The sequence below is a fragment of the Bacillus aquiflavi genome, from assembly GCF_019915265.1.
GTDB classification, from domain to species: domain Bacteria; phylum Bacillota; class Bacilli; order Bacillales; family Cytobacillaceae; genus Bacillus_BT; species Bacillus_BT aquiflavi.
In genome coordinates this window covers 2952089-2976669 of the sequence record NZ_CP082780.1, presented here as the reverse complement: position 1 = coordinate 2976669, position 24581 = coordinate 2952089, and the positions used below count along the sequence as shown (strand labels likewise).

20 protein-coding genes, 1 other RNA gene and 1 pseudogene are annotated in these 24581 nt (G+C 35.8%); 17 read left to right on the top strand and 5 right to left on the bottom strand.

Annotation, left to right across the window (positions count from 1 at the left end; genetic code table 11):
• Positions 1 to 468: 468 nt before the first annotated feature.
• A pseudogene (locus tag K6959_RS14490) lies at positions 469 to 1583 on the bottom strand (IS4 family transposase).
• A 496-nt stretch (positions 1584 to 2079) separates the two neighbouring features.
• Here K6959_RS14490 and K6959_RS14485 point away from each other — a divergent pair.
• The 14 genes from K6959_RS14485 (at position 2080) to ssrA (ending at position 16566) form a co-directional block, all read left to right on the top strand.
• Complete coding sequence (locus K6959_RS14485) at positions 2080 to 2625, top strand: BA5345 family protein (protein ID WP_223086841.1); 546 nt, start codon at positions 2080 to 2082, stop codon at positions 2623 to 2625.
• A 189-nt stretch (positions 2626 to 2814) separates the two neighbouring features.
• Positions 2815 to 4149 carry an RNA polymerase factor sigma-54 gene (rpoN, locus tag K6959_RS14480; RefSeq protein ID WP_163241728.1) on the top strand — a complete coding sequence of 445 codons (1335 nt, stop codon included), beginning with the start codon at positions 2815 to 2817 and terminating at the stop codon, positions 4147 to 4149.
• A gap of 30 nt (positions 4150 to 4179) precedes the next feature.
• Positions 4180 to 4428, top strand: a complete 249-nt coding sequence (locus K6959_RS14475) for a glutaredoxin family protein (RefSeq protein ID WP_163241730.1) — start codon at positions 4180 to 4182, stop codon at positions 4426 to 4428.
• A 122-nt stretch (positions 4429 to 4550) separates the two neighbouring features.
• A complete protein-coding gene (locus tag K6959_RS14470) occupies positions 4551 to 5582 on the top strand; it encodes a sugar-binding transcriptional regulator (RefSeq protein WP_223088401.1) in 1032 nt (343 codons plus the stop codon).
• Positions 5583 to 5616: 34 nt separating this feature from the next.
• On the top strand, positions 5617 to 6624 hold the full coding sequence (gene gap / locus K6959_RS14465) for a type I glyceraldehyde-3-phosphate dehydrogenase (protein WP_223086840.1): 1008 nt from the start codon (positions 5617 to 5619) through the stop codon (positions 6622 to 6624).
• Between the two features lie 207 nt (positions 6625 to 6831).
• Entirely contained in the window at positions 6832 to 8016 is a 1185-nt protein-coding gene (locus tag K6959_RS14460) for a phosphoglycerate kinase (RefSeq protein WP_223086838.1), read from the top strand.
• Between the two features lie 21 nt (positions 8017 to 8037).
• Entirely contained in the window at positions 8038 to 8799 is a 762-nt protein-coding gene (gene tpiA / locus K6959_RS14455; RefSeq protein ID WP_223086837.1) for a triose-phosphate isomerase, read from the top strand.
• The gene (gene gpmI / locus K6959_RS14450) at positions 8792 to 10327 is read left to right on the top strand and encodes a 2,3-bisphosphoglycerate-independent phosphoglycerate mutase (protein WP_163241738.1); all 1536 of its coding nucleotides are present in this window, start codon (positions 8792 to 8794) and stop codon (positions 10325 to 10327) included. The genes tpiA and gpmI overlap by 8 nt, the downstream gene beginning before the upstream one ends.
• Before the next feature lie 17 nt (positions 10328 to 10344).
• Positions 10345 to 11643 (top strand): phosphopyruvate hydratase, encoded by a 1299-nt coding sequence (gene eno / locus K6959_RS14445; protein ID WP_163241740.1) that lies wholly within the window; start codon positions 10345 to 10347, stop codon positions 11641 to 11643.
• 170 nt (positions 11644 to 11813) lie between these two features.
• On the top strand, positions 11814 to 12056 hold the full coding sequence (gene secG / locus K6959_RS14440) for a preprotein translocase subunit SecG (protein ID WP_223086835.1): 243 nt from the start codon (positions 11814 to 11816) through the stop codon (positions 12054 to 12056).
• A gap of 336 nt (positions 12057 to 12392) precedes the next feature.
• On the top strand, positions 12393 to 13139 hold the full coding sequence (locus K6959_RS14435; protein ID WP_163241744.1) for an alpha/beta hydrolase: 747 nt from the start codon (positions 12393 to 12395) through the stop codon (positions 13137 to 13139).
• 72 nt (positions 13140 to 13211) lie between these two features.
• The gene (gene rnr / locus K6959_RS14430; protein WP_374058353.1) at positions 13212 to 15467 is read left to right on the top strand and encodes a ribonuclease R; all 2256 of its coding nucleotides are present in this window, start codon (positions 13212 to 13214) and stop codon (positions 15465 to 15467) included.
• Positions 15468 to 15642: 175 nt separating this feature from the next.
• The gene (smpB, locus tag K6959_RS14425; protein ID WP_163241748.1) at positions 15643 to 16110 is read left to right on the top strand and encodes an SsrA-binding protein SmpB; all 468 of its coding nucleotides are present in this window, start codon (positions 15643 to 15645) and stop codon (positions 16108 to 16110) included.
• Between the two features lie 98 nt (positions 16111 to 16208).
• Positions 16209 to 16566: a transfer-messenger RNA gene (gene ssrA / locus K6959_RS14420) on the top strand.
• A gap of 381 nt (positions 16567 to 16947) precedes the next feature.
• Here the strand turns inward: ssrA and K6959_RS19705 are convergent.
• The 4 genes from K6959_RS19705 to K6959_RS14400 all read right to left on the bottom strand — a co-directional run bounded on the left by K6959_RS19705 (position 16948) and on the right by K6959_RS14400 (position 20913).
• Positions 16948 to 17379, bottom strand: coding sequence for a hypothetical protein (locus K6959_RS19705; protein ID WP_163241750.1), 432 nt, complete (start codon positions 17377 to 17379; stop codon positions 16948 to 16950).
• Positions 17380 to 17697: 318 nt separating this feature from the next.
• Positions 17698 to 18390: an LXG domain-containing protein gene (locus K6959_RS14410; protein ID WP_223086834.1), complete on the bottom strand. Its 693-nt coding sequence runs from the start codon at positions 18388 to 18390 to the stop codon at positions 17698 to 17700.
• A 919-nt stretch (positions 18391 to 19309) separates the two neighbouring features.
• The gene (locus K6959_RS14405) at positions 19310 to 20215 is read right to left on the bottom strand and encodes a DMT family transporter (RefSeq protein WP_223086833.1); all 906 of its coding nucleotides are present in this window, start codon (positions 20213 to 20215) and stop codon (positions 19310 to 19312) included.
• A 170-nt stretch (positions 20216 to 20385) separates the two neighbouring features.
• On the bottom strand, positions 20386 to 20913 hold the full coding sequence (locus tag K6959_RS14400; RefSeq protein ID WP_262421996.1) for a bifunctional transcriptional activator/DNA repair enzyme AdaA: 528 nt from the start codon (positions 20911 to 20913) through the stop codon (positions 20386 to 20388).
• A 609-nt stretch (positions 20914 to 21522) separates the two neighbouring features.
• Between K6959_RS14400 and K6959_RS14395 the strand changes: the two genes are divergently transcribed.
• The 3 genes from K6959_RS14395 (at position 21523) to K6959_RS14385 (ending at position 24555) form a co-directional block, all read left to right on the top strand.
• Positions 21523 to 22140, top strand: a complete 618-nt coding sequence (locus K6959_RS14395) for a hypothetical protein (protein ID WP_223086832.1) — start codon at positions 21523 to 21525, stop codon at positions 22138 to 22140.
• A gap of 22 nt (positions 22141 to 22162) precedes the next feature.
• Positions 22163 to 24124 carry a DUF6792 domain-containing protein gene (locus K6959_RS14390; RefSeq protein WP_223086831.1) on the top strand — a complete coding sequence of 654 codons (1962 nt, stop codon included), beginning with the start codon at positions 22163 to 22165 and terminating at the stop codon, positions 24122 to 24124.
• A 92-nt stretch (positions 24125 to 24216) separates the two neighbouring features.
• Positions 24217 to 24555 (top strand): hypothetical protein, encoded by a 339-nt coding sequence (locus K6959_RS14385; protein ID WP_223086830.1) that lies wholly within the window; start codon positions 24217 to 24219, stop codon positions 24553 to 24555.
• Positions 24556 to 24581: the final 26 nt, after the last annotated feature.

Sequence of the window (24581 nt, the reverse complement as noted above, 5' to 3'; positions counted from 1 at the left end):
ATTGTGGATAAATTAAGTTTTATTGGATAACTGGCCTCTTCCTCGTAGCACGCCCCTTCCCTATAAGTCTTTGAAGTCTTGTAGTTCCCTTCAAAAACAGCAACAGCTCCAATATGTCTGGAATTAACACAAACACGGAGCATGTAGGATTCAGCAACTGGAAGTCCGTCTTCTAATGAAAGCCATGAATATAGCAACAACTACTTTCCCTAACGACCCGATTGTGTGAGTAACCTAAACAGCTAATTACACGACAAAAATATTTAAAGGTGTAAGACTTCGCAACTTTATTCCAGAGCAAAAGTTTTTCATATATTTTCGTTCACTAGCATTGCGTAAAATTAGTTAGAACTTTCTGTTAATATATTTCTTCGTTTTTGAACTAAAAAGACAAGACCTAAATAAAGGTGGTACTGTCCATTTGGTAACAATATACAGTTATCCCAGAGTTACAACAACAAGATTCTTTTACGGACTAGAGCGTTCATCAAACTTTCGTGTCCAAATATAAGAAGGTTTCCAAATTGCTCTCTTTAACCAGCGAGTGATTCGAAGTAAAGATTTACTACTTTTCATCTCTAATTGAATGAGAACATTTAGGCAATAGGTGATAAGGGCTAAGAAAATTTGGTTTTGAATCGCGGTCTCACTCATACGATAAAAATGCTTAATTTCTACGTGCTGCTTCAGCCATTTGAAAAATAGTTCAATGGCCCAACGAGAACGATAAATGTCACTGATTTCTTCAGCACTTAAATCAAAGCGATTCGTGATTAAACGAAGGAAGTTTCCTTTTGTATCCTTGACTTCAAGAAGACGAAAGACATTTTCTGTTCGATTTTGTATGCTACCGATGTAAACATTTTGTCGGATTGTACAGGGCAATCATCCGAAATTGAAAAAGAATGAACTTCACGAATGACTGCATTTTTCTTCAGTCGTGATACGAAAAAATAACCTTCATCGGTCATCCGATCAAATCGTTCATAATCCACATAGCCACGATCAAACACATACATAGCTTCTTTATCATCTACCAGAACTTCAAGCTGATTTCGGTCATGTTCTTTTGCCGTTGTAATGACAGCTTTTTCTGGATAAACAGCATTTTTATCCATGAATACAAGTCGTAAATGTAGTTTTACACCTGCTTTTGTTTGACGAAACTTCGCCCATTGATAGTTAGTTAAGTTGAGTGGTAGAGTACTTGAATCAATGATTTTTAGTGGCATTCTCTTTTCACTTTTCATGTGATAATGTTGAATTTTCCACACTAAATTCAAGAACATATGAGAAAGAATGAGCGGATTGATATTATTGTTCTTTCGTGATAACTGAGATGTACTAATTGATTCAAATCCGAGTATTTTCTGAAGATCTTCGTCTAAAAGGGCATCACTGATTTCTTCTAAGCTCTCATATTCATGAAGCTGGGCAAAAAGCAAAAACTTAATATAAGACTCCGTTGTAAACTTCTTTGTATAGTAGTCCTGTTTTTGTTCTTTAACAAGTTCAGAAAGCTTTTGAATATTTATTGGTGAAACCCATTTACCAAATGACATAATTAGTGTATTCTTGTCCATGATGTATTCCTTTACATTTGGATTTGGACAGGAACCACCTGTACTTCCATTGTAAAGGATTTTTTTTTTTACAATCACATTATTTTTAAAAATTCCTAGTATTTAAAATCATCTGAATATGTTAATGCAATGCTAGTGATTTTCGTTGTAATGAAAAGCCTTGATTAAGTCTTTTGCGAATGTTATTCCTCTAACCCAAAAGCAATTAGTAAAATAACGAGAACATGATGAGATATGCGTAACACTCTACTTGGAGAATTTTTTATTTAATTTATTTCTCTTTTAACTATGCGCTTATTTATTGAATGTTGTTTTCTTCTCAAAGGACATCTTTTCCTTTACAAAGCTCTTTTATCTAAATTATTTACATTTTAGCAAGACTGAGAACGACAAACTCAGTTATGATTGTATTAGAACGTTTATTACATAAAAATAGCTGATAAAAAGGTTAAAAATACATTTTTAGCGAAATGATGAGTTATGAAGGAGGATGAAGATGAATTTTGAAGCAAAGCATTTAATTAGATGGGGAATTCCAGGATGGGTTTATATATCTTTTGTTTTTTTGTTTTTTCTAATCAATGATCAAGAAAGGTTATTTCAATACTTAGCTGCTTTTGATGTTTCAATAGTTGGATTAACCGCAGTATTAACTGGATTAGGTATTATAGTCGGTCATATAATCCATCAAATGAGTATGTTATTCGGTTTCATCATTTGGACAAATTGGCGGGTGTATTTTAAAAAAGAATATAATCTAGACAAGATTATTATGAATCATAAAGTTGGCAAAGATATCCGTAGAATATATAGTTACCGCTTAGGACAAGTTCATGCACTTAGAGCTTTATCTACTAGTGGAGTTTTATCGAGTTTCACACTTCTATTACTTATGAATTTTTATTCATTTTCACTGAAGGGACTCATGTTATTAGCTGTCAGTTTACTAGTTACCGTTGTAACACTTATAAACCATTATTACTTTAAAAGGAATTTTGATTTTTTTATTAAACAAATTAGAAGAGACTATAGAGAACATTAATTACATGAACGATATTAACGATTATTTTGCTCATTTGTTTAAGATTTCATTGTTAGAAGGGAAATAAGTTCATAAATCAACAGAGTTATATACCATCTCCTTTTTACTTCGTTCTTTCTAAATTTCGACAACTTACCATTCAACATTTCAGACGCTTGTTGTAAAATGAGGTTAGGGGGGGAAGAACGAATGAATTTAAAAGTTGGTTTATGGCAACAACAAACATTAAAGCTAGCAATGACACAAGAACTTACACAAGCGATCGCCCTTTTACAGTATTCGTCTCAAGAGCTGACGGCTTTTTTGGAAAATAAAGCACTCGAAAATCCCCTTATTGAACTTAATGCTAGTAATGTTAAAACAATGGACCCTCGTTATGATATTGTTCGCAAGAAAAATAAAAAGGCAAGAAAAGACGAAACGAATTGGATTGAACAAATTGCTGGGGAGAAGTCTGTAACACTTAGTGAACATTTACTATCCCAGTTACATTTAACCTCTATCGATCTTTATCATAGAAAAATAATGATCCAGTTAATTCAGAACTTAGATGAAAACGGTTACTTGCGGGCAACCGAAGGTGAAATATCGAATAGAGCTTCTGTTCCGATTGAAATGGTTGAAGATACTATCAAACTGCTGCAGCAGCTAGAGCCGGCTGGAATAGGAGCGCGAAGTTTGCAAGAGTGTTTACTGTTACAAATAAAAAGATCTAAAGAGGCAAATAAATTAGCTGAACAAATTATTTCTGACTATTTTATTCCATTTGCTGAAAAAAGGTGGAAAGTGCTTGCGAAAGAGCTTCAAGTAAGTTTAATCGACATCCAAAATGTGTTTGACTTTGTGCAAACATTAAATCCTAAGCCGGGAGCGATTTTTCATCATGAAAAAGCGGCATATATTATTCCTGAAGTGATTATTGATTGGGATGGCGCTGATTTTCTAGTAAAAGTATTTGATGAAGCTATCCCTAAAATTTCCTTTAATCATGATTATTATCAACAATTCTCAGCTAGACAGGATCATCAAGTAAACCGCTTTCTTCAAGAAAAGTCGCAAGATTATCAATGGATTTTAAAAAGTATCCAACAGCGAAATGAAACATTAATAAAAGTAGTAATGAAAATTGTTGAAAAACAGTCTGAATTTTTTCAGAATGGTCAAGGAAAGTTAAAACCGATGACGATGAAAGAAATATCTGAGGAGCTTGATATTCATGAATCAACTGTCAGTCGTGCGGTAAGGGAGAAATATGCTCAAACACCGTTCGGCACATTTGAGCTTAAATCGTTTTTTACAAGTACGATTAAAACAACTTTAAATGAAAATACGTCCTCAGCCGAAGTGAAAAATAAAATTTCCTTCATCATCGAACAAGAAGATAAACGAAAACCGTTATCTGATCAGCGGATTGCTGACATTTTAAAGGAACAGGAAAGAATGGTTGTTTCAAGACGAACAATCGCAAAATACCGTGAACAACTTGGAATTCCTTCATCCTCAAAACGGAAAAGATATGAATAACGTTATTTTTAAAGCAAAAGGGGAATGAACATGACTGCTACTATCACATTTTATACGCGGGTTCAATGTCCGTTATGTGTTGAGGCGAAAACGGTACTTACCGAGCTGCAAAAGGAAACTTCATTTACAATAGAAGAAATAAATATTGCGGACAGTGATCATTTAACAGAAAAATATGGTCTAAAGATTCCAGTCATTGAAATAAACGGACGGGAAGTTCAGTACGGTAAAATTGATCAGTTTACAATTTTAAACTATTTAAATCAACATAACCAATAAGGGTGAATTAGAAAATGATTCCTGTTAAAATAATAATAAGAACAGGGGTCATTTTTTTTTCCACATATGGGACTTATTTTGTCTATGGGGGACAAAAAATGACCCGTAGAGGAGAGGTCTTAATGGAATCCCTAATCAACATTCAAAAAAGATTATTGCCTGACCTCTTAATAGTTATGCGAAAAAGGTATCATATCCTTCAATATTTGAGCTTGATGGAACCAGTTGGACGAAGAAGTTTAGCGGCAAGTCTTGGATTAACCGAACGTATTCTTCGAAGCGAGGTAGAGTTTCTAAAAGAACAAAATCTTTTGTCTGTATCACCTGTTGGGATGAGCTTAACAAATGAAGGAAAAGAAATATTACAAAAATTAGCAAGCATAATGAGAGAAGTAACAGGTATTGATGTGATGGAAGCAAAGTTAAAAAAACAAATGAATGTTAAAGAAGTGATCGTTGTTTCGGGAAATAGCGATGAGTCCCCATGGGTTAAAAGTGAACTGGGTCGTACATGTGCAAACATTATCCGGGAACGTCTTTGTCATAATGACATTATTGCTGTTACAGGCGGTTCAACAATGGCAGCAGTTGCAGAAAAGTTAACACGTGATTTTTATGAAAAAAATGTTCTTTTTGTACCTGCCCGTGGTGGAATTGGAGAAGATGTCAAAAATCAAGCAAATACAATTTGTGCAAAAATGGCAGAGGTAACTGGAGCAAGACATCGTGTTTTATACGTACCAGACCAAGTGAGTAAGGAAATGTATCAATCAATTATGAAAGAACCGCAAATTCATGATGTACTTACTTTGATCAAATCGGCGGGCATGGTTTTACATGGGATCGGGGACGCTATGGTGATGGCAAAAAGACGAAATACTGTTGAAGAAGATATGAAAACAATCATTGCAGGAAAAGCGGCTGGAGAAGCTTTTGGCTATTATTTTGATAAAGACGGGAAAATCGTCCATAAAGTACAAACAATTGGACTTCAACTTGATGATTTAAAAAATGTTAGAAATATCATTGCTGTTGCCGGTGGAGCAACGAAAGGAAATGCAATTCGAGCTTATATGAACCAAGCGCCTCCTTCAACGATTCTAATTACAGACGAAGGAGCTGCAAATGCATTAATAGAGGGAGAATCCCCTTAAAAAATATAAGAACTATTCGAAGGAGGAAATAATCATGACAATTAAAGTTGGGATTAATGGATTTGGCAGAATTGGACGGATTGTTTTTCGAGCAGCACTTCAAAATGAAAATATTGAAATTGTTGCAGTGAATGACTTAACAGATGCTAAAATGCTTGCTCATCTGTTAAAATATGATTCTGTTCATGGGACGTTACAAGAACAGATTGCTGTTGATGGCGAGTATTTAGTAGTCGGTAAACAAAGGGTAAAAGTAATAGCAGAGCGTGAACCAGCAAATCTCCCTTGGGATAAGCTAGGTGTAGATATTGTTGTTGAATCAACAGGACGTTTTACAAAAAGAGCAGATGCAGCAAAGCATTTGGAGGCAGGAGCAAAAAAAATCATTATTTCAGCACCAGGTAAAGAAGAAGATATTACGATTGTTATGGGTGTGAATGAGGATCAGTACAATCCAGATGAACACGATGTCATTTCTAACGCTTCATGTACAACAAATTGTCTAGCACCGTTTGCCAAAGTATTGCATGAGAAATTTGGGATTAAACGCGGCATGATGACAACTGTTCATGCTTATACGAATGATCAACAAATATTAGATTTACCACATAAAGATTATCGTCGTGCCCGAGCTGCTGCAGAATCTATTATTCCAACAACGACAGGTGCAGCAAAAGCTGTTGCACTCGTTTTACCGGAATTAAAAGGTAAGTTAAATGGAATGGCGATGCGTGTTCCGACTCCAAATGTATCGGTCGTTGATCTTGTAGTAGAGTTAGAAAAAAATGTTACGGTTGAAGAAGTAAATCAACAATTTAAAGCCGCTTCTGAAGGTGAGTTAAAAGGAATTCTCGCATATAGTGAAGAACCGCTTGTTTCTCGGGACTATAACGGATGTACCGCTTCTTCAACAATTGATGGTCTGTCAACAATGCTCATTGAAAATAATATGGTAAAAGTCATTTCTTGGTATGATAATGAGACGGGCTATTCATATCGCGTTGTTGATTTAATCGAATATATTGCCAAAAAAGGGTTATGATGAAATGATTTTAACAAAATGAAAAATTTTTATGAGAATTAATTGGTTTTAAAATGATGAACGTCTATAATGAAAAGGGATAAAGATTAATGGCAATCTTATCGCCCGTAAAACGGGAGAAAAGGGGAGCGGGGTAGAAAATGTCCCTCTCTCCTTTCTTTTTGTTAAAATCAAAATGATTGAACGTATTAAGGGGGTCCTTTATCGATGAACAAAAAAAAGTTAACAGATGTTGATGTAAAAGGTAAACGTGTTTTTTGTCGTGTTGACTTTAACGTACCTATGCAAGAGGGGCGGGTTGCTGACGATACACGAATTAGGGCAGCGCTTCCAACGATTCAATATTTAATAAAAGAAGGAGCGAAAGTGCTGCTTGCAAGTCATTTAGGGCGTCCTAAAGGAAAAGTAGTCGAGGAGATGCGCTTAACTCCTGTAGCAGCTCGGTTATCAGAGCTTCTTGGAAAAGAAGTAAAAAAGGTCGACGAAGCGTATGGAAGCACAGTAAAAGAACACATTGACAATATGGATAACGGTGAAGTTCTTCTATTAGAAAATGTTCGTTTTTATGCTGGTGAAGAGAAAAACGATCCTGAACTAGCACGTGCATTTGCTGAATTAGCAGATCTTTATATTAACGATGCATTTGGAACTGCTCATCGTGCTCATGCATCTACAGAAGGAATTGCTCACTATTTACCTAGCGTTGCAGGCTTTTTAATGAAGAAAGAAATCGATGTATTAGGAAAAGCACTTTCCAATCCAGAACGTCCATTCACAGCAATTATCGGTGGAGCTAAGGTGAAAGATAAGATTGGCGTTATCGACAATTTACTTGAAAAAGTTGATCATTTAATTATTGGCGGCGGTTTAGCCTATACGTTTGTGAAAGCGAATGGTCACGAAATAGGCAAATCGTTATTGGAAGCGGATAAACTCGATTTAGCTAAGTCTTTTATCAAAAAGGCAAAGGAAAAAGGAGTTCAATTACATATGCCAATTGATGCGATCGTCGCAGATTCGTTTTCTCCTGATGCTAATGCTAAAGAAGTTTCTATTGAGGAAATTCCAGCTGATTGGCAAGCGCTTGATATCGGTTCAAAAACAAGTGAGTTATATAAAGATATTATCGGAAAATCAAAGCTAGTTATTTGGAATGGTCCAATGGGTGTATTTGAATATGAAAAATTTTCCGGTGGAACAAAGGCTGTTGCAGAAGCATTAGCTTTTTCTGATGGTGTATACTCCATTATAGGTGGCGGTGACTCAGCAGCTGCGGTCGAAAAGTTTGAATTAGCAAATAAAATGAGTCATATATCAACTGGCGGCGGGGCTTCGCTTGAATTTATGGAAGGAAAGCCATTACCAGGTATTGTCGCATTAGATGATCACTAAAAAGCATGAAAGGATGTTAACATGCGTAAACCAATTATTGCAGCAAATTGGAAAATGAATAAAACATTATTAGAAGCTACAAGTTTTATTGAACAAGTAAAGGGAGAAGTTCTTCCTAAAAGTAAAGTAGATTCAGTCGTCTGTCCCCCTGCATTATTTTTGGCACAGCTTGTAGAGCTTGTGAAAAATTCTGATCTTGAAATAAGTGCGCAAAATATGCATTTTGAGGAAAGTGGCGCTTTTACGGGAGAAATTAGTCCAAAAGCACTTGAAGATATAGGTGTCAAGTATGTCATTATTGGACATTCAGAACGACGAGAAATGTTTAACGAAACGGATGAAACAGTAAATAAAAAAGTGTTAGCAGCATTTAACTATCACCTAACACCGATCGTATGTGTTGGGGAAAATCTTCAACAATATGAAAAAGGGGAAACAAAGCGGATTGTTGGTTCCCAAGTGAAAATGGCATTTGCCGGACTGACGGAGCAACAAGTAAAACAAGCAATCATTGCGTATGAACCGATTTGGGCAATTGGAACGGGCAAATCTTCAACTGCAAAAGCTGCAAACGAAGTATGTGGCTATATTCGCCGAGTTGTAGCAGAACAGTTTTCAAAAGAAGCAGCCGAGTCAATTCGCATTCAATATGGCGGAAGTGTAAAACCAGAAAATATTAAAGAGTTTATGTCAGAGCCGAATATTGATGGAGCCCTTGTTGGTGGAGCTAGCTTAGAAGCACAATCTTTTTTGCAATTATTGGAGGCAGGATGTAATGGGTAAAGCACCAGTTGCATTAATCATCTTAGATGGATTTGGGTTAAGAGATGAGCGCAAAGGAAACGCTGTTGCACAGGCAAGCAAACCGAATTTTGAACGTTTCTGGGATCGTTTTCCTCATACAACATTAACGGCATGTGGTGAGGCTGTCGGTCTTCCTGAAGGACAGATGGGAAATTCAGAAGTCGGTCATTTAAATATTGGTGCCGGCAGAATTGTTTATCAAAGCTTAACTCGTGTAAACCTATCAATACGCGAAGGGGAATTCGACAAAAATGAAACGTTTCTCCATGCGATGAATCATGTCAAAAAACATGGAACAAATCTTCATCTTTTTGGGCTGTTATCTGATGGTGGCGTACATAGTCACATCGACCATTTATATGCACTTCTACGATTAGCTGCTAAAGAAGGTGTGCAAAATGTTTATGTACATGGTTTTCTAGATGGGCGGGATGTTGGTCCGCAAACGGCAAAGCAATATATTTCGGAAACTTTAGCTAAAATGAAAGAGTACGGAGTAGGTGAATTTGCAACCATTTCTGGCCGTTATTATTCGATGGACAGGGACAAACGCTGGGAACGAGTTGAAAAATCATACCGGGCGATGATTTATGGGGAAGGCCCACGTTATTCAAATGCTCTAGATTGTGTTGATGATTCGTATAAAAATGGGATTTACGATGAGTTTGTCATTCCTTCAGTCATCATGGATAATCACGGAGATCCTGTTGCAACAATTAAAGACGATGATGCGGTTATTTTTTATAATTTCCGTCCTGATCGTGCAATTCAAATATCAAATACATTTACGAACGAAGATTTTCGCTCTTTTGACAGAGGTGAAAGGCATCCAAAAAATTTATTTTTTGTCTGTTTAACCCATTTTAGTGAAACCGTGAAAGGATATGTTGCGTTTAAGCCGACGAATTTAGATAATACTTTAGGTGAAGTGTTATCACAAAATAATTTAAAGCAGCTTAGAATTGCAGAGACAGAAAAATATCCTCACGTTACCTTTTTTATGAGCGGCGGACGTGAAGAAAAGTTTCCGGGTGAGGAACGCATTTTGATTAATTCACCAAAAGTTGCAACTTACGATTTAAAACCTGAAATGAGTGCATACGAGGTAACAGAAGCACTTATTAATGAGATCGAATCTGATCAATTTGATGCAATCGTTTTGAATTATGCAAACCCTGATATGGTCGGTCATTCTGGTATGCTTGAACCGACGATCAGAGCGGTTGAAACAGTTGATAGTTGTTTAGGAAAAGTTGTTGATCTTATTTTAGCAAAAGGCGGAACGGCAATTATAACTGCTGACCATGGAAATGCGGATGAGGTCGTTACAATTGAAGGAAAGCCGATGACAGCCCATACAACAAATCCTGTTCCTGTTATTGTAACAAAAAAAGGGATAACGCTACGCGAAGACGGAATTTTAGGAGATTTAGCACCAACGATGCTTGATCTGCTGGAACTAGAAAAGCCAAAAGAAATGACTGGAACAACTTTAATAAATAAATAATGATAGGAGAGATTTTTATGCCATTTATTATAGACGTTTATGCACGTGAAGTTCTTGATTCCCGAGGAAATCCAACTGTTGAAGTAGAAGTATTTACAGAATCAGGTGCGTTTGGAAGAGCTTTAGTTCCGAGCGGTGCTTCTACAGGCGAATATGAAGCAGTCGAGCTTCGTGATGGAGATAAAGACCGCTACCTTGGAAAAGGAGTTTTACAAGCAGTTGAAAATGTAAATGAAATGATTGCACCTGAGCTGATTAATGGGGAGTATAGTGTACTTGACCAAGTCTCAATTGATCAAGCGTTAATTGAACTTGACGGAACACATAATAAAGGAAAATTAGGAGCAAATGCAATATTAGGTGTATCAATGGCGGTTGCACGTGCAGCTGCAGATTATTTAGATATTCCACTTTATCAATATCTTGGCGGGTTTAATGCAAAGCAGCTTCCAGTGCCGATGATGAATATTTTAAATGGCGGAGCTCATGCTGATAATAATGTTGACATTCAAGAATTTATGATTATGCCTGTAGGAGCGAAAAGCTTTAAAGAAGCGCTTCGTATGGGAACAGAAATTTTTCATAGCTTAAAGGCTGTACTTAAAGAAAAAGGCTACAATACTGCTGTTGGTGATGAAGGGGGCTTTGCTCCAAACTTAAAATCAAATGAAGAGGCACTGCAAACGATTATTGAGGCAATTGAGAAAGCGGGCTATAAGCCTCGTGAAGAAGTCATGCTGGCAATGGATGTTGCCTCTTCTGAGTTGTACAACAAAGAGGACAAAAAGTACCACCTTGATGGTGAAGGCGTTGTGAAAACGTCTGCAGAAATGGTTGACTGGTACGAAGAGCTCGTTTCTAAATATCCAATCATTTCAATTGAAGACGGCCTTGATGAAAATGACTGGGACGGCCATAAGCTTTTAACAGAACGAATTGGCAGCAAAGTCCAACTTGTTGGCGATGACTTATTTGTAACGAATACAGAAAAGCTTGCTCAAGGAATTGAGCAAAATATCGGCAACTCGATCTTAATAAAAGTGAACCAAATCGGAACATTAACAGAAACATTTGATGCAATTGAAATGGCTAAACGTGCTGGTTACACTGCTGTAATTTCCCATCGTTCAGGTGAAACAGAAGACAGTACAATTGCTGACATCGCTGTTGCAACAAACGCTGGACAAATTAAAACAGGTGCTCCATCACGGACAGATCGTGTTGCAAAATACAACCAACTGCTTCGGATTGAAGATCAGTTGAATGAATCAAGTCAATACTTAGGTTTAGAAGCATTTTATAATATTAAAAAGTAATCTAAAAAATGCGCATCGGCTTAAAATCCGGTGCGTTTTATTTCACTTTATGCTCCACTTTAAAACGGCTCGGCTTATTCATATTAAAAAAAGAAACTATTGTTTAATGGAAAAAAATATGCTAGAGTAAAAATATTGTGATATGCTCGTTTTTTTAGGAGGTGGGCTTTTTGTACACATTTTTAGTCGTCTTATTAGTTATTGTAAGTATTAGTCTTATTATTGTCGTACTTCTTCAATCAGGAAAAAATGCTGGCCTTTCAGGTGCAATTTCTGGAGGAGCAGAACAACTATTCGGAAAACAAAAAGCGCGTGGTTTAGACTTAGTGCTCCATCGTATTACAATTGTTTTATCGGTATTATTTTTCATATTAACGATTGCAGTTACTTATTTCAAAAATCTTCTAACTTAAATTAAGATCAGTTTAAACTGGAAACAAAGTCAATATTTGAAGCAAATGCCCGAAAAACTACTAAAACGCTTGTCAAGTAAAGGTATATTATAAGCGGAAGTGAATAGAATAGTTGTTCACGAGCTTACAACGTAGTGCAAGCAACGATGAATTTGAGCGTTTGTCAACAGTCTGTCCTGACCTAAATCAAGGTCAGGTTTTTTCATTTTACAGCGGTTAACGTAATAATTAAATAATTTATCATTCATTTTTCTGGAATGTGCTTCTTTAGTTTGTTAAAACTAATAGAGGATATACTTTAACTATTGCTTTTTTAAAAAAAAGGAGTTTTTATTCATGAGATTAGTGCCCCCTAAGCCATTTACCTTTAAAAGTGGAACGAGAGCGGTGCTCCTTTTGCATGGATTTACAGGTAATACTGCTGATATTCGCATGCTGGCTCGTTATTTAGAGAAAAAAGGATACACATGCCATGCTCCTCTTTATAAAGGGCATGGTGTACCACCTGAAGAGCTTGTACATACAGAACCTAAAGATTGGTGGAATGATGTTTTAAACGGATATGAATTTTTAAAAAATAATGGATATGATGAAATTGCAGTTGTCGGTTTATCTTTAGGCGGCGTATTTTCTTTGAAGTTAGGTTACACTGTTCCAGTAAAGGGTATTATTCCAATGTGTGCCCCAATGTATATAAAAAGCGAACAAACGATGTATGAAGGGATTCTTTACTATGCAAGGAAATACAAACAAAGTGAGGGAAAAAGCGCGGAACAAATTGAACGAGAAATGCTAGAGTTTCAAAAAAGACCAATGACAACATTAAAAGCCTTGCAGGAGTTAATATCAGATGTTAGAAATCATGTTGAGTTAGTTTATGCGCCTACTTTTGTTGTCCAAGCTCGCCATGATCATATAATTAATCCTAATAGTGCCAATATTATTTATCATGAGGTACAATCAGATGTCAAAGAAATTAAATGGTATGAAGAATCAGGTCATGTGATTACACTAGATAAAGAACGGGATCAATTACATAAAGATGTGTTTCGCTTTTTAGAAAAATTAAATTGGAAAGAATAAAAGATGAATCAAAAAGGAGGGATTCATGTGAACGACAATATCGAAAAGCATATTGAACGGCTTTTACAATATATGAAAGATGAAGCGTATAAACCGCTAACTGTTCAAGAACTAGAAGAAGCATTAATGATTGAAGACTCTGCGGAGTTTAAAGATTTCGTTAAAGCGTTAGTCAAAATGGAAGAGGATGGATTTGTTGTCCGCACACGAAGTAATCGGTACGGCTTACCCGAAAAAATGAATCTAGTTCGTGGTAAGTTAACTGGGCATCCTAAAGGCTTTGCCTTTGTTATTCCTGATGAAGCAAGAATGGATGATATTTTTATTCCGCCAGGTGAAATGAATAATGCGATGCACGGTGATACAGTCCTTGTACGAGTAGCGACAACAAGCTCAGGTCAGCGAAGAGAAGGAACGGTTATCCGAATTATCGAACGAGGTGTCCAAGAAATTGTTGGAACGTATGTTGAAAGTACACATTTTGGCTTTGTTATTCCCGACGACAAAAAGCTTGTCAACGATATTTTTATTCCAAAATCAGCATCTAAAGGAGCCGTTGAAGGACATAAAGTTGTTGTTAAATTAACTACTTATCCAGATAGCAGAAAGAGTGCTGAAGGAGAAGTTATTCATATATTAGGTCATAAAAATGATCCGGGTGTTGATATTTTATCAATTATATATAAGCACGGTCTTCCGCTAGAGTTTCCAGATGAAGTATTAGCACAAGCAATGGAGACACCAGACGAAATTACTGACAATGATTTAACTAATCGCCGTGATCTTCGCAATGAGGTAATCGTAACAATTGATGGTGCGGATGCAAAAGACTTAGACGATGCAGTAACGGTAACTAAGCTCGATAACGGTCATTTTAAGCTCGGTGTCCATATTGCTGACGTCAGTTATTATGTAACGGAAGGTTCTCCAATTGATAAAGAGGCTTTTGAAAGAGGGACAAGCGTTTATTTAGTCGATAGAGTGATTCCAATGATACCGCATCGATTATCAAATGGAATATGTTCGTTAAATCCTAAAGCTGATCGTTTAACGTTATCGTGTGTGATGGAGATTGATGGAAAAGGTGAAGTCGTACAGCATGAAATTTTTCAAAGTGTAATTAAAACGACAGAAAGAATGACTTATTCCGATGTAAATAAAATATTAGTCGATCGCGACGAAAGTGTTCGCACTCGTTACGAATCATTAGTTCCAATGTTTGAATTAATGGATGAGCTTGCCAAAATATTACGGAAGAAACGAATGAAACGCGGAGCAATTGATTTTGATTTTAAAGAGGCACAAGTCCTCGTAGATGATGAAGGTAAGCCGACCGATGTCATCATCAGAGAGAGGTCTGTTGCAGAACATCTGATTGAAGAGTTTATGCTTGCCGCCAATGAAACGGTTGCCCAGCATTTCCATTGGCTAGATGTTCCATTTATTTACCGAATTCATGAAGATCCAAAGGAAGAAAAGCTCAGCCGATTTTTTGAGTTTATTACGAACTTCGGATATATCGTAAGAGGAACGGCTAATTCTGTTCATCCGAGAGCGCTGCAAGAAATCATTGAAGCAGTTCGTGGTAAATCTGAAGAGATGGTTGTTTCAACTGTTTTACTCCGCTCAATGCAGCAGGCGAAGTATGATCCCGAAAGCTTAGGTCATTTCGGTCTATCGACGAAATTTTACACTCATTTTACATCGCCAATTCGTCGCTATCCTGATTTAATTGTTCACCGTCTGATTCGTACTTATTTAATTGAAGGAAGGCTTGACGAAGCAATGCGCGCAAGATGGGAAGCTGATTTACCTGAAATTGCTGAACATTCTTCAAAGATGGAGCGTCGTGCAGTTGATGGTGAGCGTGAAACCGATGAGATGAAAAAAGCTGAATTTATGGCGGATAAAATTGGCGAAGAATATGATGGGATTATTAGTTCTGTTACAAACTTCGGAATGTTTGTAGAACTTCCAAATACAATTGAAGGTCTCGTTCATGTCAGCTATATGACAGATGATTACTATCATTACGATGAACGACATTATGCAATGATTGGTGAACGGACAGGAAATGTATTTAGAATTGGTGACGAAATTACTGTACGTGTGATCGATGTCAATTTAGACGAATACTCGATTGATTTTGAAATCGTCGGCATGAAAGGGAAACGAAGTAAAGAAACAAATGAGAAACCGCTTATTATTAAAACGAGAGAAAGCCGCAAACAACCAAGTAATCAAGGGCCAAAGAAGAAAAGAAAGAAGAAATTGCATTACGAAAATGCACCAAAAGTAAAACGTGATAAAAAGAAAAAACGGCGTTAATGATCGCTCATTTTGGCTGACTAAATGTGAATAGTCAGCCAAAATGCTTTTAGATGAAGTTGATCTTACGAAGAATGGGAGTAACATAGGAGACAATGCTGTTTATTTTTTCAATAACGTTGAGACAGTATATAAATTTTGTTAAAATAGGATGTACAAAGAAGGGGGAAGCTATATGCCAAAGGGCGTTGGAAAAGTGGTCGCACAAAACAGAAAAGCGCATCACGACTTTTTTATCGAAGAAACATATGAAGCAGGAATTGTCCTGCAAGGAACAGAGATTAAGTCGATACGTGCGGGGCGTGTCAATATAAAAGATTCGTTTGCTAAAATTCAAAATGGGGAAATATTTTTATATAACATGCACATAAGTCCGTACGAGCAAGGAAACCGCTATAACCATGATCCATTAAGAACAAGGAAATTACTGTTAAATAAAAAAGAGATACACAAACTAATGGGGGAAACGAAAGAGCAAGGCTATTCGCTTATTCCATTAAAAATCTATTTAAAAAATGGTTTTGCAAAAGTGTTAATCGGCTTAGCAAAAGGTAAAAAGAAATATGATAAGCGAGAAGATTTAAAGAAAAAAGAAGCGAAGCGGGATATTGAACGTGCATTTCGCGAAAGACAAAAGATGTAAATCGTATTTGAAAAAATATAAAATTATGTTATAATAGATATTGTCTCGATAGTAAGCTTGAACTTTCCGACGTCGTCACCTTCGATATTTTTTATTACGGGGACGTTACGGATTCGACAGGGATAGATCGAGCTTAAGTGGCGAGTCGAGGGGGTCGGCCTCGTAAAAACGCCAAAGCCAATAACTGGCAAAGAAAACAACAATTTCGCTTTAGCTGCCTAAGTCAGCTAGCGGTTCCTCCCTCCATCGCCCATGTGGTAGGGTAAGGGACTCAACGATAGTGGGCTACGCTGGATTCCGCCGTCTGAGGATGAAAGAAGAGAACAATCAGACTAGCTGCTCGGCCGCCTGTCGGCAGGCAAAAGAGTTAGTGAAAGCGTAATATGTCGACTATACTCGTAGAAGCTTAAGTGGCGATATTTCTGGACGTGGGTTCAACTCCCACCGTCTCCATACATGGTTTTCAGATGATTTCAATGAGTGGCAAAACCTCGGTATTCAAGGGTTTTTTAATTTTCATTGTTTCAGTGGACTTCATCTAAACGTAGTCAAATTGTAATCTTTCAATTTATAAATTTAGATAACTTGAAAATTTGAATCGCTTCTTCTTGCGCTTTTTAAGTGACGTGGGTATAGATGTTCATCGTCGTTTGTCACTATGCCGAAGCCGATCTCATTTGAACCACTAAAAAGCCGTCCTCCATTTTGAGTACGGCTTTTTTTCTGTTAAGGGGTATAGAAGGCTATGTTTGCTATTTTGCTGGGCACTAATTGTAATCTTTTTATTGATTAAATATGATGAAGTAAGGATATTAAGTAATACACTTCCATCTTTATTTATGGTCTTTTTAGCACTATTAGCACCCTCATCAGCCCATTCACACTCACCGACCCACCACGACTATCTCCAAACGCTTCCTTACTCGCCTGATGGATTCGATTGTACAAGTCATCAATTACATTGTATGGAATCGTATTAACTTTACCTGTAGCAAAAGCGAGAGTTAATCCTTTATTAATCGGTATCGGTGGCGGGATCTTATTGGCAACATTTCCGACCTTTCCAACATTACCGAGTTTTGCCACATTTCCAAGCTGATCTGCTCGACTTAATCCTTTATCTCCGATTACGCCAATCCCGATTGTTGTTAAACCATAGGAGAAGAATTCAGCGCGGCTGTGGGCATCTCCGTTGATGACATCTCGATTCCAGGCGCTTTTAATCCCTTCCCACATATATTTTGGGAAATTGATTGCTTTATCCTTCATTTCCCTAGCTTTTTCTTTGGGTCATCGATAAATTGGTTAATATTATATTTCATTCTATCAGGTTGTAAATTTTCATTGGCAAATTTGTATAGAGAAACGAGAACGTCTATCGTGTCACCAAGCGCTTTTCCCGTTCCATCGATGACACCTTCAAATGCACGATCAACGGGTGAAATAATGGCACCATCCCTTATTTCTTCGGGGATTGCTGGAACAACTATTTTGATACGCTGTTATGAGAAATTGGTAATTGACCGCTTTGAGTCATCGCTTCTATTTATGATGAAAAGCGAGGCTTATCGCAAACTTTTTGGTAGCTTAGTGCAAAAGGTCGGACTTGAGCCAATCAATACAGTCAAAAGAGATGCATATGGAAACGACAACAGTATCAAATATCATGTATATGCAGACGGCTTGATTGTAATGGAAGCCGATAGATCTGGTAAAGTTCATTATGCTGGCCATCATTAGTAAGTCATCTAAAATCCGGTCAAGTAAACGAGTTGCTTGCTCATCAAAGGAATGAAGGTTTTCGATCGTCAGTTGATTATGTTGTCGTGCTTGATTGATATGGGAGATTGTTTCATCAGCTTGGATAGGTAGCAAGCTGACGATATCTTGTACACTATGTATTGCATTGTTGATTTCACTCGTTATTGATGTAACTCGTCTCTCAAGACGATCTAATCCATTTGCGACATCATTTTCTAAAAAACTTTCGTGAATAAAGCCCTCTTCTGCCGGCTCAAACGATTGGAGCAAATATTTAATTTCTGCTAAAATTTTATCATAATCAGTAATGAATGCTTGATGAAATAAGATAAATGGCTTATGTACGTTTTGAAAAAAAGCACGAATCGCTTCGCCGCCTTTTCCTTTAAGTGAATCTTCCAGTTGAATAATTCCTTCAACAGCACGTTCAATTTCACTCACTTGTTCATAGGTGGTTTTCAATGTTTGTTGAATGACTTCAATGCCGGTATAAATCTCCCAGGCATGTAAGATTCTCATATTTATAACCACTCCTTTCCCTTCCACAAGACACGAAACACTATGAAATATAGTTGTGCTGAGCAAATTTTTTATTATTCTAGAATGATAAGGATATTCGGTAAACTACAAAACACGTAGAGGTGAGTGAGCTATTCCATTAGCTAAATAACCACCACATTTTTTTATGTGTAGATTGTCTTTTTAAGCACAAATAAGTGTGTCTTTGAACACGCAGATTTATCTGCATCCTAAAATCAGAAACCGCTTTTTACGCCTCAAAAAGCGACGCGATCACAAACGTGCAATTATCGCCATTGCACGTTTGTTGTTAACTGTAATTTATCATATTTTTTAGAAGGGAATAACCTTATAACTACCAATTATACAAAACATAGGATTTTATTCCATTTTATCAAGAAATTACAGTTTAACAAGCATTCTTGTTAGTCAAATTCCAAGTCTTCAAAATTGTGATACTTGAAGTACAAATAACACATCTATCAACATGAAATGCATAGAAATTTGCCATGCCCTTTTAATCCAATTAGTTTAGGTAATTATTTATTTGAGACTTATCACTCCTTTTTAATTCCAATAAAAAATTAACATTACCAATAATGGAAACAAGGGGGGAAGAAGTGTATTATATATTATTAAAATAAATCATTCAGTTTTTAAACACGAGCTAAGTCACATTCGTGATATTTAAACAAACGTTTGTTTCTCAATTGTTTAAATACTTACAATGCTCTCATATTAAGCTAGTACATCTATTAGTAAAATGTTAAAAATATACCTTTTAAGCTCTCACTATTTCTAGCAAATAATATTTGCATCTTTCAATTAGTAGCAGCGTTTTGATAACAGATCTGTTACCAAAACGTTTTTTTATTTTTTACTTTGTATACTTTATACATTTGAATTTACGACGAAAGAACTAGTAGTTTTTTTTGATAACATCTTCTTTCGTATTTTGTTTAAAAGCAGTCTGTTTATTTGTAAAATAAACACCAGAACAAATAACGATTAGTCCTATAAGTAAATTGTTAGTGATTTTCTCGTTTAATAAAACATATCCCCAAATCATTGCAGTTACAGGAATCAAATAAGTAACAGTCGTTGCGAATTCTGGGCTTGCTTCTTTCATTAAATAATAGTAGAGAAGATGTGCTAATCCCGAGCCGAAACAACCAAGACCAATGATTGATATAATAACTAAAGGATTCACATTTATATCAAACAAATTTTCTCCTGATACAAAGCTTCCAAATAGTCCAATGCCGGCTCCTACGATTAAAGAGCATGTTGTGATAAGTAAAACACCTGTTTCTTTTAAATATCGTTTCATATATTGTGAAGCAAATCCGTAAAAAAGTGTTGCGACTATCATCGTTCCGATTCCGATAAAGCTTTGTCCAAATAGTGAATCAATGTTAAAATCCAACAAGATGAAGATCCCGATAAATCCAATCAAAATTCCAATCCATTGCTGTTTAGACAACGATTTCGAAAAAATAATAAACCCAATGATACCTGAAAATATTGGAGTAAGCGCATTAATCACCGACGCTGTATTACTATTAATATAAGTTTCACTTAAGGAAATGAATCCCCAAGGCAATCCGGCATTAAATATACCTATCACAATTAAATGTTTCCACGGTATTGGTTTAGCGATTTGTTTTCGTTTTACCAGTAAAAAGGGGAGAAGGATCATCGTTCCGGCAATGCATCTGTAAAAGACGGTTCCCCACACACCTGCAAATTCAGTCAACCATTTAATAAATACAAAGGATAATCCCCAAATGAAACTTAAACTGATTAAAGCGCTGTATAATCGCATTTTTCGCATTCCACCTAACTATATTTTTACTAGCATTATCTAAAATAAAAAGAAAAAAAACTTTTATATTTTTGTCGTGTAATTTTTAAAAGTAAAAAACAACCCTTAGAAAGGGTTGACAATATTGCGGTAAGGACAAATGGTTCAACGATAAGAAACTTTGCTTTTTGTTAATCACCTTGTAAGGCGCTGCGAAATGCAGTTGGAGAAACGCCGACGATTTTTCGGAAGACTGATGAAAAATGTGCTGAATTTTTAAAGCCGACTTCTAAAGCAATCTCGGTCATACTAAGGCGACTGTTGATCATAAGTTCTTTTGCACTTTCTATTCTTTTTATTTTTAAATATTGGGCTGGAGATATTCCAAGCTTATTTTTAAATATTTTTTGTAAATAAAAAGGACTTACATACAACTCTCTAGCTAACTCGGAGAGGTTAATTTCTTTTGAATACGTATGGGACATCACTTTGATTGCTTTTTCTATTAGTTGTTCTTTTGTTGTTAAATAATTTTGTAAGTCAGGCCGGCATCTTTTACATGGACGAAATCCTTCCGTTAATGGCTGCAGTTGATTAAAGAAAATTTTCACATTATGTTTTTTCGGAGTTTTTGAACAACAAGATGGTTTACAAAAGATACGTGTTGTTACGACGGCGTAGAAGAAAACGCCATCATAGCGATGATCACATGTAACAATTGCATTTCAAAATTCTTTTTTCATAAAGAATACATCTCCTTTCATCTAAAATTTTACAATAAAAATTGGGCTAACATGACATTTATTTTTATTTTTTATCAATTTCGACTGAAACCTATTCGGCTTTAAAGCGTAAATATATATAGAGGGTTTAATTGAATATTCAAATTTTACTAAAGAGATACTTGATAGTTCGTTACATACGCATCTTTTTACCTATAATTCAACAGCATGATCTTCTCAATAATGAATAATATACAATGGGGAATTGATTATATTATGTACGAATAAACGTATATGGGTATAACAATGACATCATTTATAAAAATAATGAAAATGACGAAAAATAAACTTAAGTCCTAATATCAAAAAAACAATAAAAAAGACTAAAAGTAACTCATTAATACACAAAATGTAAATATACATGACTTTAAAACTATTTCTTTTTTTTCATTATAAAATATTAATCTGTTTGTTGTTGTAAAACTATGTCGATTTATGGTATTTATGGAATAGGGAAATTTGCTGCTCTGGAAAGGGGTTTGCATTTTGAAAAAATTCGTATACTTTGGACTAATACTTATGATGCTTGTTATAGGAGGCTGTGGGATGAAGGAAAAAGATAATAAGCAAGACCAACAAGCTTCGGTTAGTGAAACATCTGAAACATCTGAAACATCAAAAACAGTTGCATCAACAGATGAATTTACACAAAAGTACATTGATTCTTCTAAAGAAGTAAAAGACGGCTATTATTTATTTAAATCAAAAACGAACGGATATACGATGTTATTCCCTATTAATGGAAAAATATCAAATACGAGCGTAGATCAACGAGGTGACCATTATGAAGGCTTCACTTTTGGTGCCAAAGCGTTGGAACGGAATTTATCTTATTATTTTATGATTACTTATGAAGATAGTGCAGCAACTAGCCTTGTTGATGGAAATTTGAAATTATTGTCTGCCGCAGCGAATTATGAAGGTGATTATGAAAAATTTACACATAATAGTAAAACTTATTACTATGCTAAAAGTACTTTTATGACCGATGAAATAAAACATTATCAATATTTTAGTTTTATAAAATCCGATAAAAATGAAAAAGGATTAAGATACTACTTAGATGTTTCATGTATAGATGAAAATAAAGAGTGTCTTGCTGGTTCAGAAGAACTTGAGGAAGAATTTTTATCGCTAATCAAATCGGTAGACTTTTTAGAATAGATCGAAATATAGGTGATTGAAGATGAGTAATGGAGAAATTTTGAATAGTGATATATTACGGGCAAGAATTGCTGAACTCGAATATGGAAAAAATGGAGCAATTACTGCCGAAACAGTCAGAAGGATTTATATAGAAGAAACGGGAAAAGAGCCTCCAGGTGAAATTACAATTTATCGCTCCGATGATTTGGAAGCAATAAAAAAGATAAAAAAAGACGGAAAGGATTCTGGATTTGATGGTTCAATCATTCACTTCTACAATCCTGAAAAAGGAATCAACCAGTCATACACGATTACCCGGGGAACTGAAGGATCTGAAGATAATGGCAGCGGGGATGCACTTGATCCAATGTATGACTTATTAGGAATATACAACGGAAAAATTAGAGATCAATATGACCACGCTGTTCTTTTTGATCAAGAAGTGACTAAACAAATTAACGAAAAAGTAGCGAAGGATATTGAGAAAAGAATTAAAAGCGGTGAAAACATTCAAAAAGTTGATCTTGAAAAGTCTGGGATCGGTCACTCGCTTGGGGGCAATCTTATTCAAATGCTTCAAATAATGACCCAATCGTATCGAAATGTATATGCAATTAATGATGCACCGCCAAGTGTTTACCAGCTTGCATTAATCGATCCAGTCTTTGCAGCGAAGATTGGCCATAAGTTTAAAATCGATCCTGCTGACCATCGACAACTATACGAACTTAACGCTAGAGATTTACAAGCCTTTGGTGAACAATATTATAAAGAGCGCGGGCAAAACATTCAGCATCTTACGGCAGAGGAAGACTTAATGTATGCTGCGACAGTTGTTAGAGGCTTTTTACATCTAGGTGCTGATCGGACAGCAAATATGATTGATACCTATCCAGAAACTAAAGGAGTCCGAGAAATTCTTAAGAACCTTTCAGATGATGACTTACGTTCATTGCAACTTTTTATTGCAGACTATGCCCCAGCTTATGTCGAAGGCGGGGTTGATGGATTTATTGGTGAATTAACAGGGTACGATCAAAATTTTAAAAATTCAATTGATGGTGTTAAAAAAGAATGGGATAAATTTTTGAGCAAAGGTCCGGAATGGACGTCATTTAATATGAAGATGCCTGTAGGCGCACCAAGGATGGCTTTTGTAAATGTACCTATACCAGTACCGAAATTACCAGATGGTCTCGTTAATTCATTGAAAGATTTAGCTACGGGTGTTGAAAATATTAAAAATAAATTAACAACTTTACTAACACAGCTTCCAGCTCTTATAGGTCTTGCTGAAAAAGTAACAGCAGGACTTCGAAAGGATATAGTTGCAAGTCTAAAAGAAGTTCAAAGTCATGCAAAAAGTATTTTAGTGGATATTGGGGATAGCGGGTTAGTAGTGCTTAAAAATCTTTTTACTGTCAAAGCAATTAATGCATCAGATATCCAGCGTCTCATTACTAATGCTATTAAAGTTAAAAATGAAATGAATGCAATTTTCGACAAATTAAAAGGGATTTTTGATTCAATTGTTAACTTTATAAAAGATTTCGATAAAGCAGTAGAAGCACACGGTGTACTTCACGTTGCCAGTTCGTTAGCTGCTGAAAACGGAAGAAGATACGAAGGAAATGATATGATCCTTTTCAAAGGAGAAGGAGCTGAAAGAATTGAAATTAATCTTTCCTCGGCAGTAAGGGTCTATCAAACTGGGTTAGATAAGTATCAAGAAAAATCAGAAATATTAAATCAATTGAGGGTGATGTATCAGCAAGAATACCTCGATGATTTTGAAAATCGTAAACGTCGGCTAATGGGTTCAATTCATGAAATGGAGAGCAATCCTCGCTCATATAGCTATTTGTTGCCGGGAAAAGATCGGGAAGTAACAAGTATTAATGTTCACGAAGATATTCGACCTCTGAGTCCAATCATCGCTAATACTTTTGAAGAAAAATGTTTCATCATTTCCAACAAGAGCATAAAAAAGGAATCGAATTGATTGGAAAAATTAAAACATCTATCGAGAACTTATTTAGTGAGGAAAAGGCGATATCCGCCATTTTTGATTTACGATAATATAAGGAGGATTAAATGGGCCAATATAGTTTAGAACATCGATTTGAACATCATGAAGATGTAACTGGCAAATCAGCTGTTTTTAGTAATCAACTTAATAGAATGGGTGCTTTAAGTGTTCATTTAGCAAATTTTATTAATAATGAATTTCAAAACAGCAATGGAGAAGTCATTAAAGAAAGTAAAAAAGCAATTCAACTACAGTTAGAAGAATATAAGACTGCTATAAATGAATATATATCTAAAATGAAAACATTAGCTATTCAATATAACAGTCAAGTGAACGAGATGAAAAAGCAGAGGATGACGATTTATTATGAAGAGAAAGAGGAAAAAAACACAGGTACTGCCTAACAAATGATCAGGCTGTCAAGATGATT

Coding starts and splice junctions, on each gene's coding strand:
- K6959_RS14485 (WP_223086841.1), top strand. CDS start 2,080: ATGAATTTTGAAGCAAAGCATTTAATTAGATGGGGAATTCCAGGATGG.
- rpoN (WP_163241728.1), top strand. CDS start 2,815: ATGAATTTAAAAGTTGGTTTATGGCAACAACAAACATTAAAGCTAGCA.
- K6959_RS14475 (WP_163241730.1), top strand. CDS start 4,180: ATGACTGCTACTATCACATTTTATACGCGGGTTCAATGTCCGTTATGT.
- K6959_RS14470 (WP_223088401.1), top strand. CDS start 4,551: ATGGAATCCCTAATCAACATTCAAAAAAGATTATTGCCTGACCTCTTA.
- gap (WP_223086840.1), top strand. CDS start 5,617: ATGACAATTAAAGTTGGGATTAATGGATTTGGCAGAATTGGACGGATT.
- K6959_RS14460 (WP_223086838.1), top strand. CDS start 6,832: ATGAACAAAAAAAAGTTAACAGATGTTGATGTAAAAGGTAAACGTGTT.
- tpiA (WP_223086837.1), top strand. CDS start 8,038: ATGCGTAAACCAATTATTGCAGCAAATTGGAAAATGAATAAAACATTA.
- gpmI (WP_163241738.1), top strand. CDS start 8,792: ATGGGTAAAGCACCAGTTGCATTAATCATCTTAGATGGATTTGGGTTA.
- eno (WP_163241740.1), top strand. CDS start 10,345: ATGCCATTTATTATAGACGTTTATGCACGTGAAGTTCTTGATTCCCGA.
- K6959_RS14435 (WP_163241744.1), top strand. CDS start 12,393: ATGAGATTAGTGCCCCCTAAGCCATTTACCTTTAAAAGTGGAACGAGA.
- rnr (WP_374058353.1), top strand. CDS start 13,212: ATGAAAGATGAAGCGTATAAACCGCTAACTGTTCAAGAACTAGAAGAA.
- smpB (WP_163241748.1), top strand. CDS start 15,643: ATGCCAAAGGGCGTTGGAAAAGTGGTCGCACAAAACAGAAAAGCGCAT.
- K6959_RS19705 (WP_163241750.1), bottom strand. CDS start 17,379: ATGAAGGATAAAGCAATCAATTTCCCAAAATATATGTGGGAAGGGATT.
- K6959_RS14410 (WP_223086834.1), bottom strand. CDS start 18,390: ATGAGAATCTTACATGCCTGGGAGATTTATACCGGCATTGAAGTCATT.
- K6959_RS14405 (WP_223086833.1), bottom strand. CDS start 20,215: ATGCGATTATACAGCGCTTTAATCAGTTTAAGTTTCATTTGGGGATTA.
- K6959_RS14395 (WP_223086832.1), top strand. CDS start 21,523: ATGAAGGAAAAAGATAATAAGCAAGACCAACAAGCTTCGGTTAGTGAA.
- K6959_RS14390 (WP_223086831.1), top strand. CDS start 22,163: ATGAGTAATGGAGAAATTTTGAATAGTGATATATTACGGGCAAGAATT.
- K6959_RS14385 (WP_223086830.1), top strand. CDS start 24,217: ATGGGCCAATATAGTTTAGAACATCGATTTGAACATCATGAAGATGTA.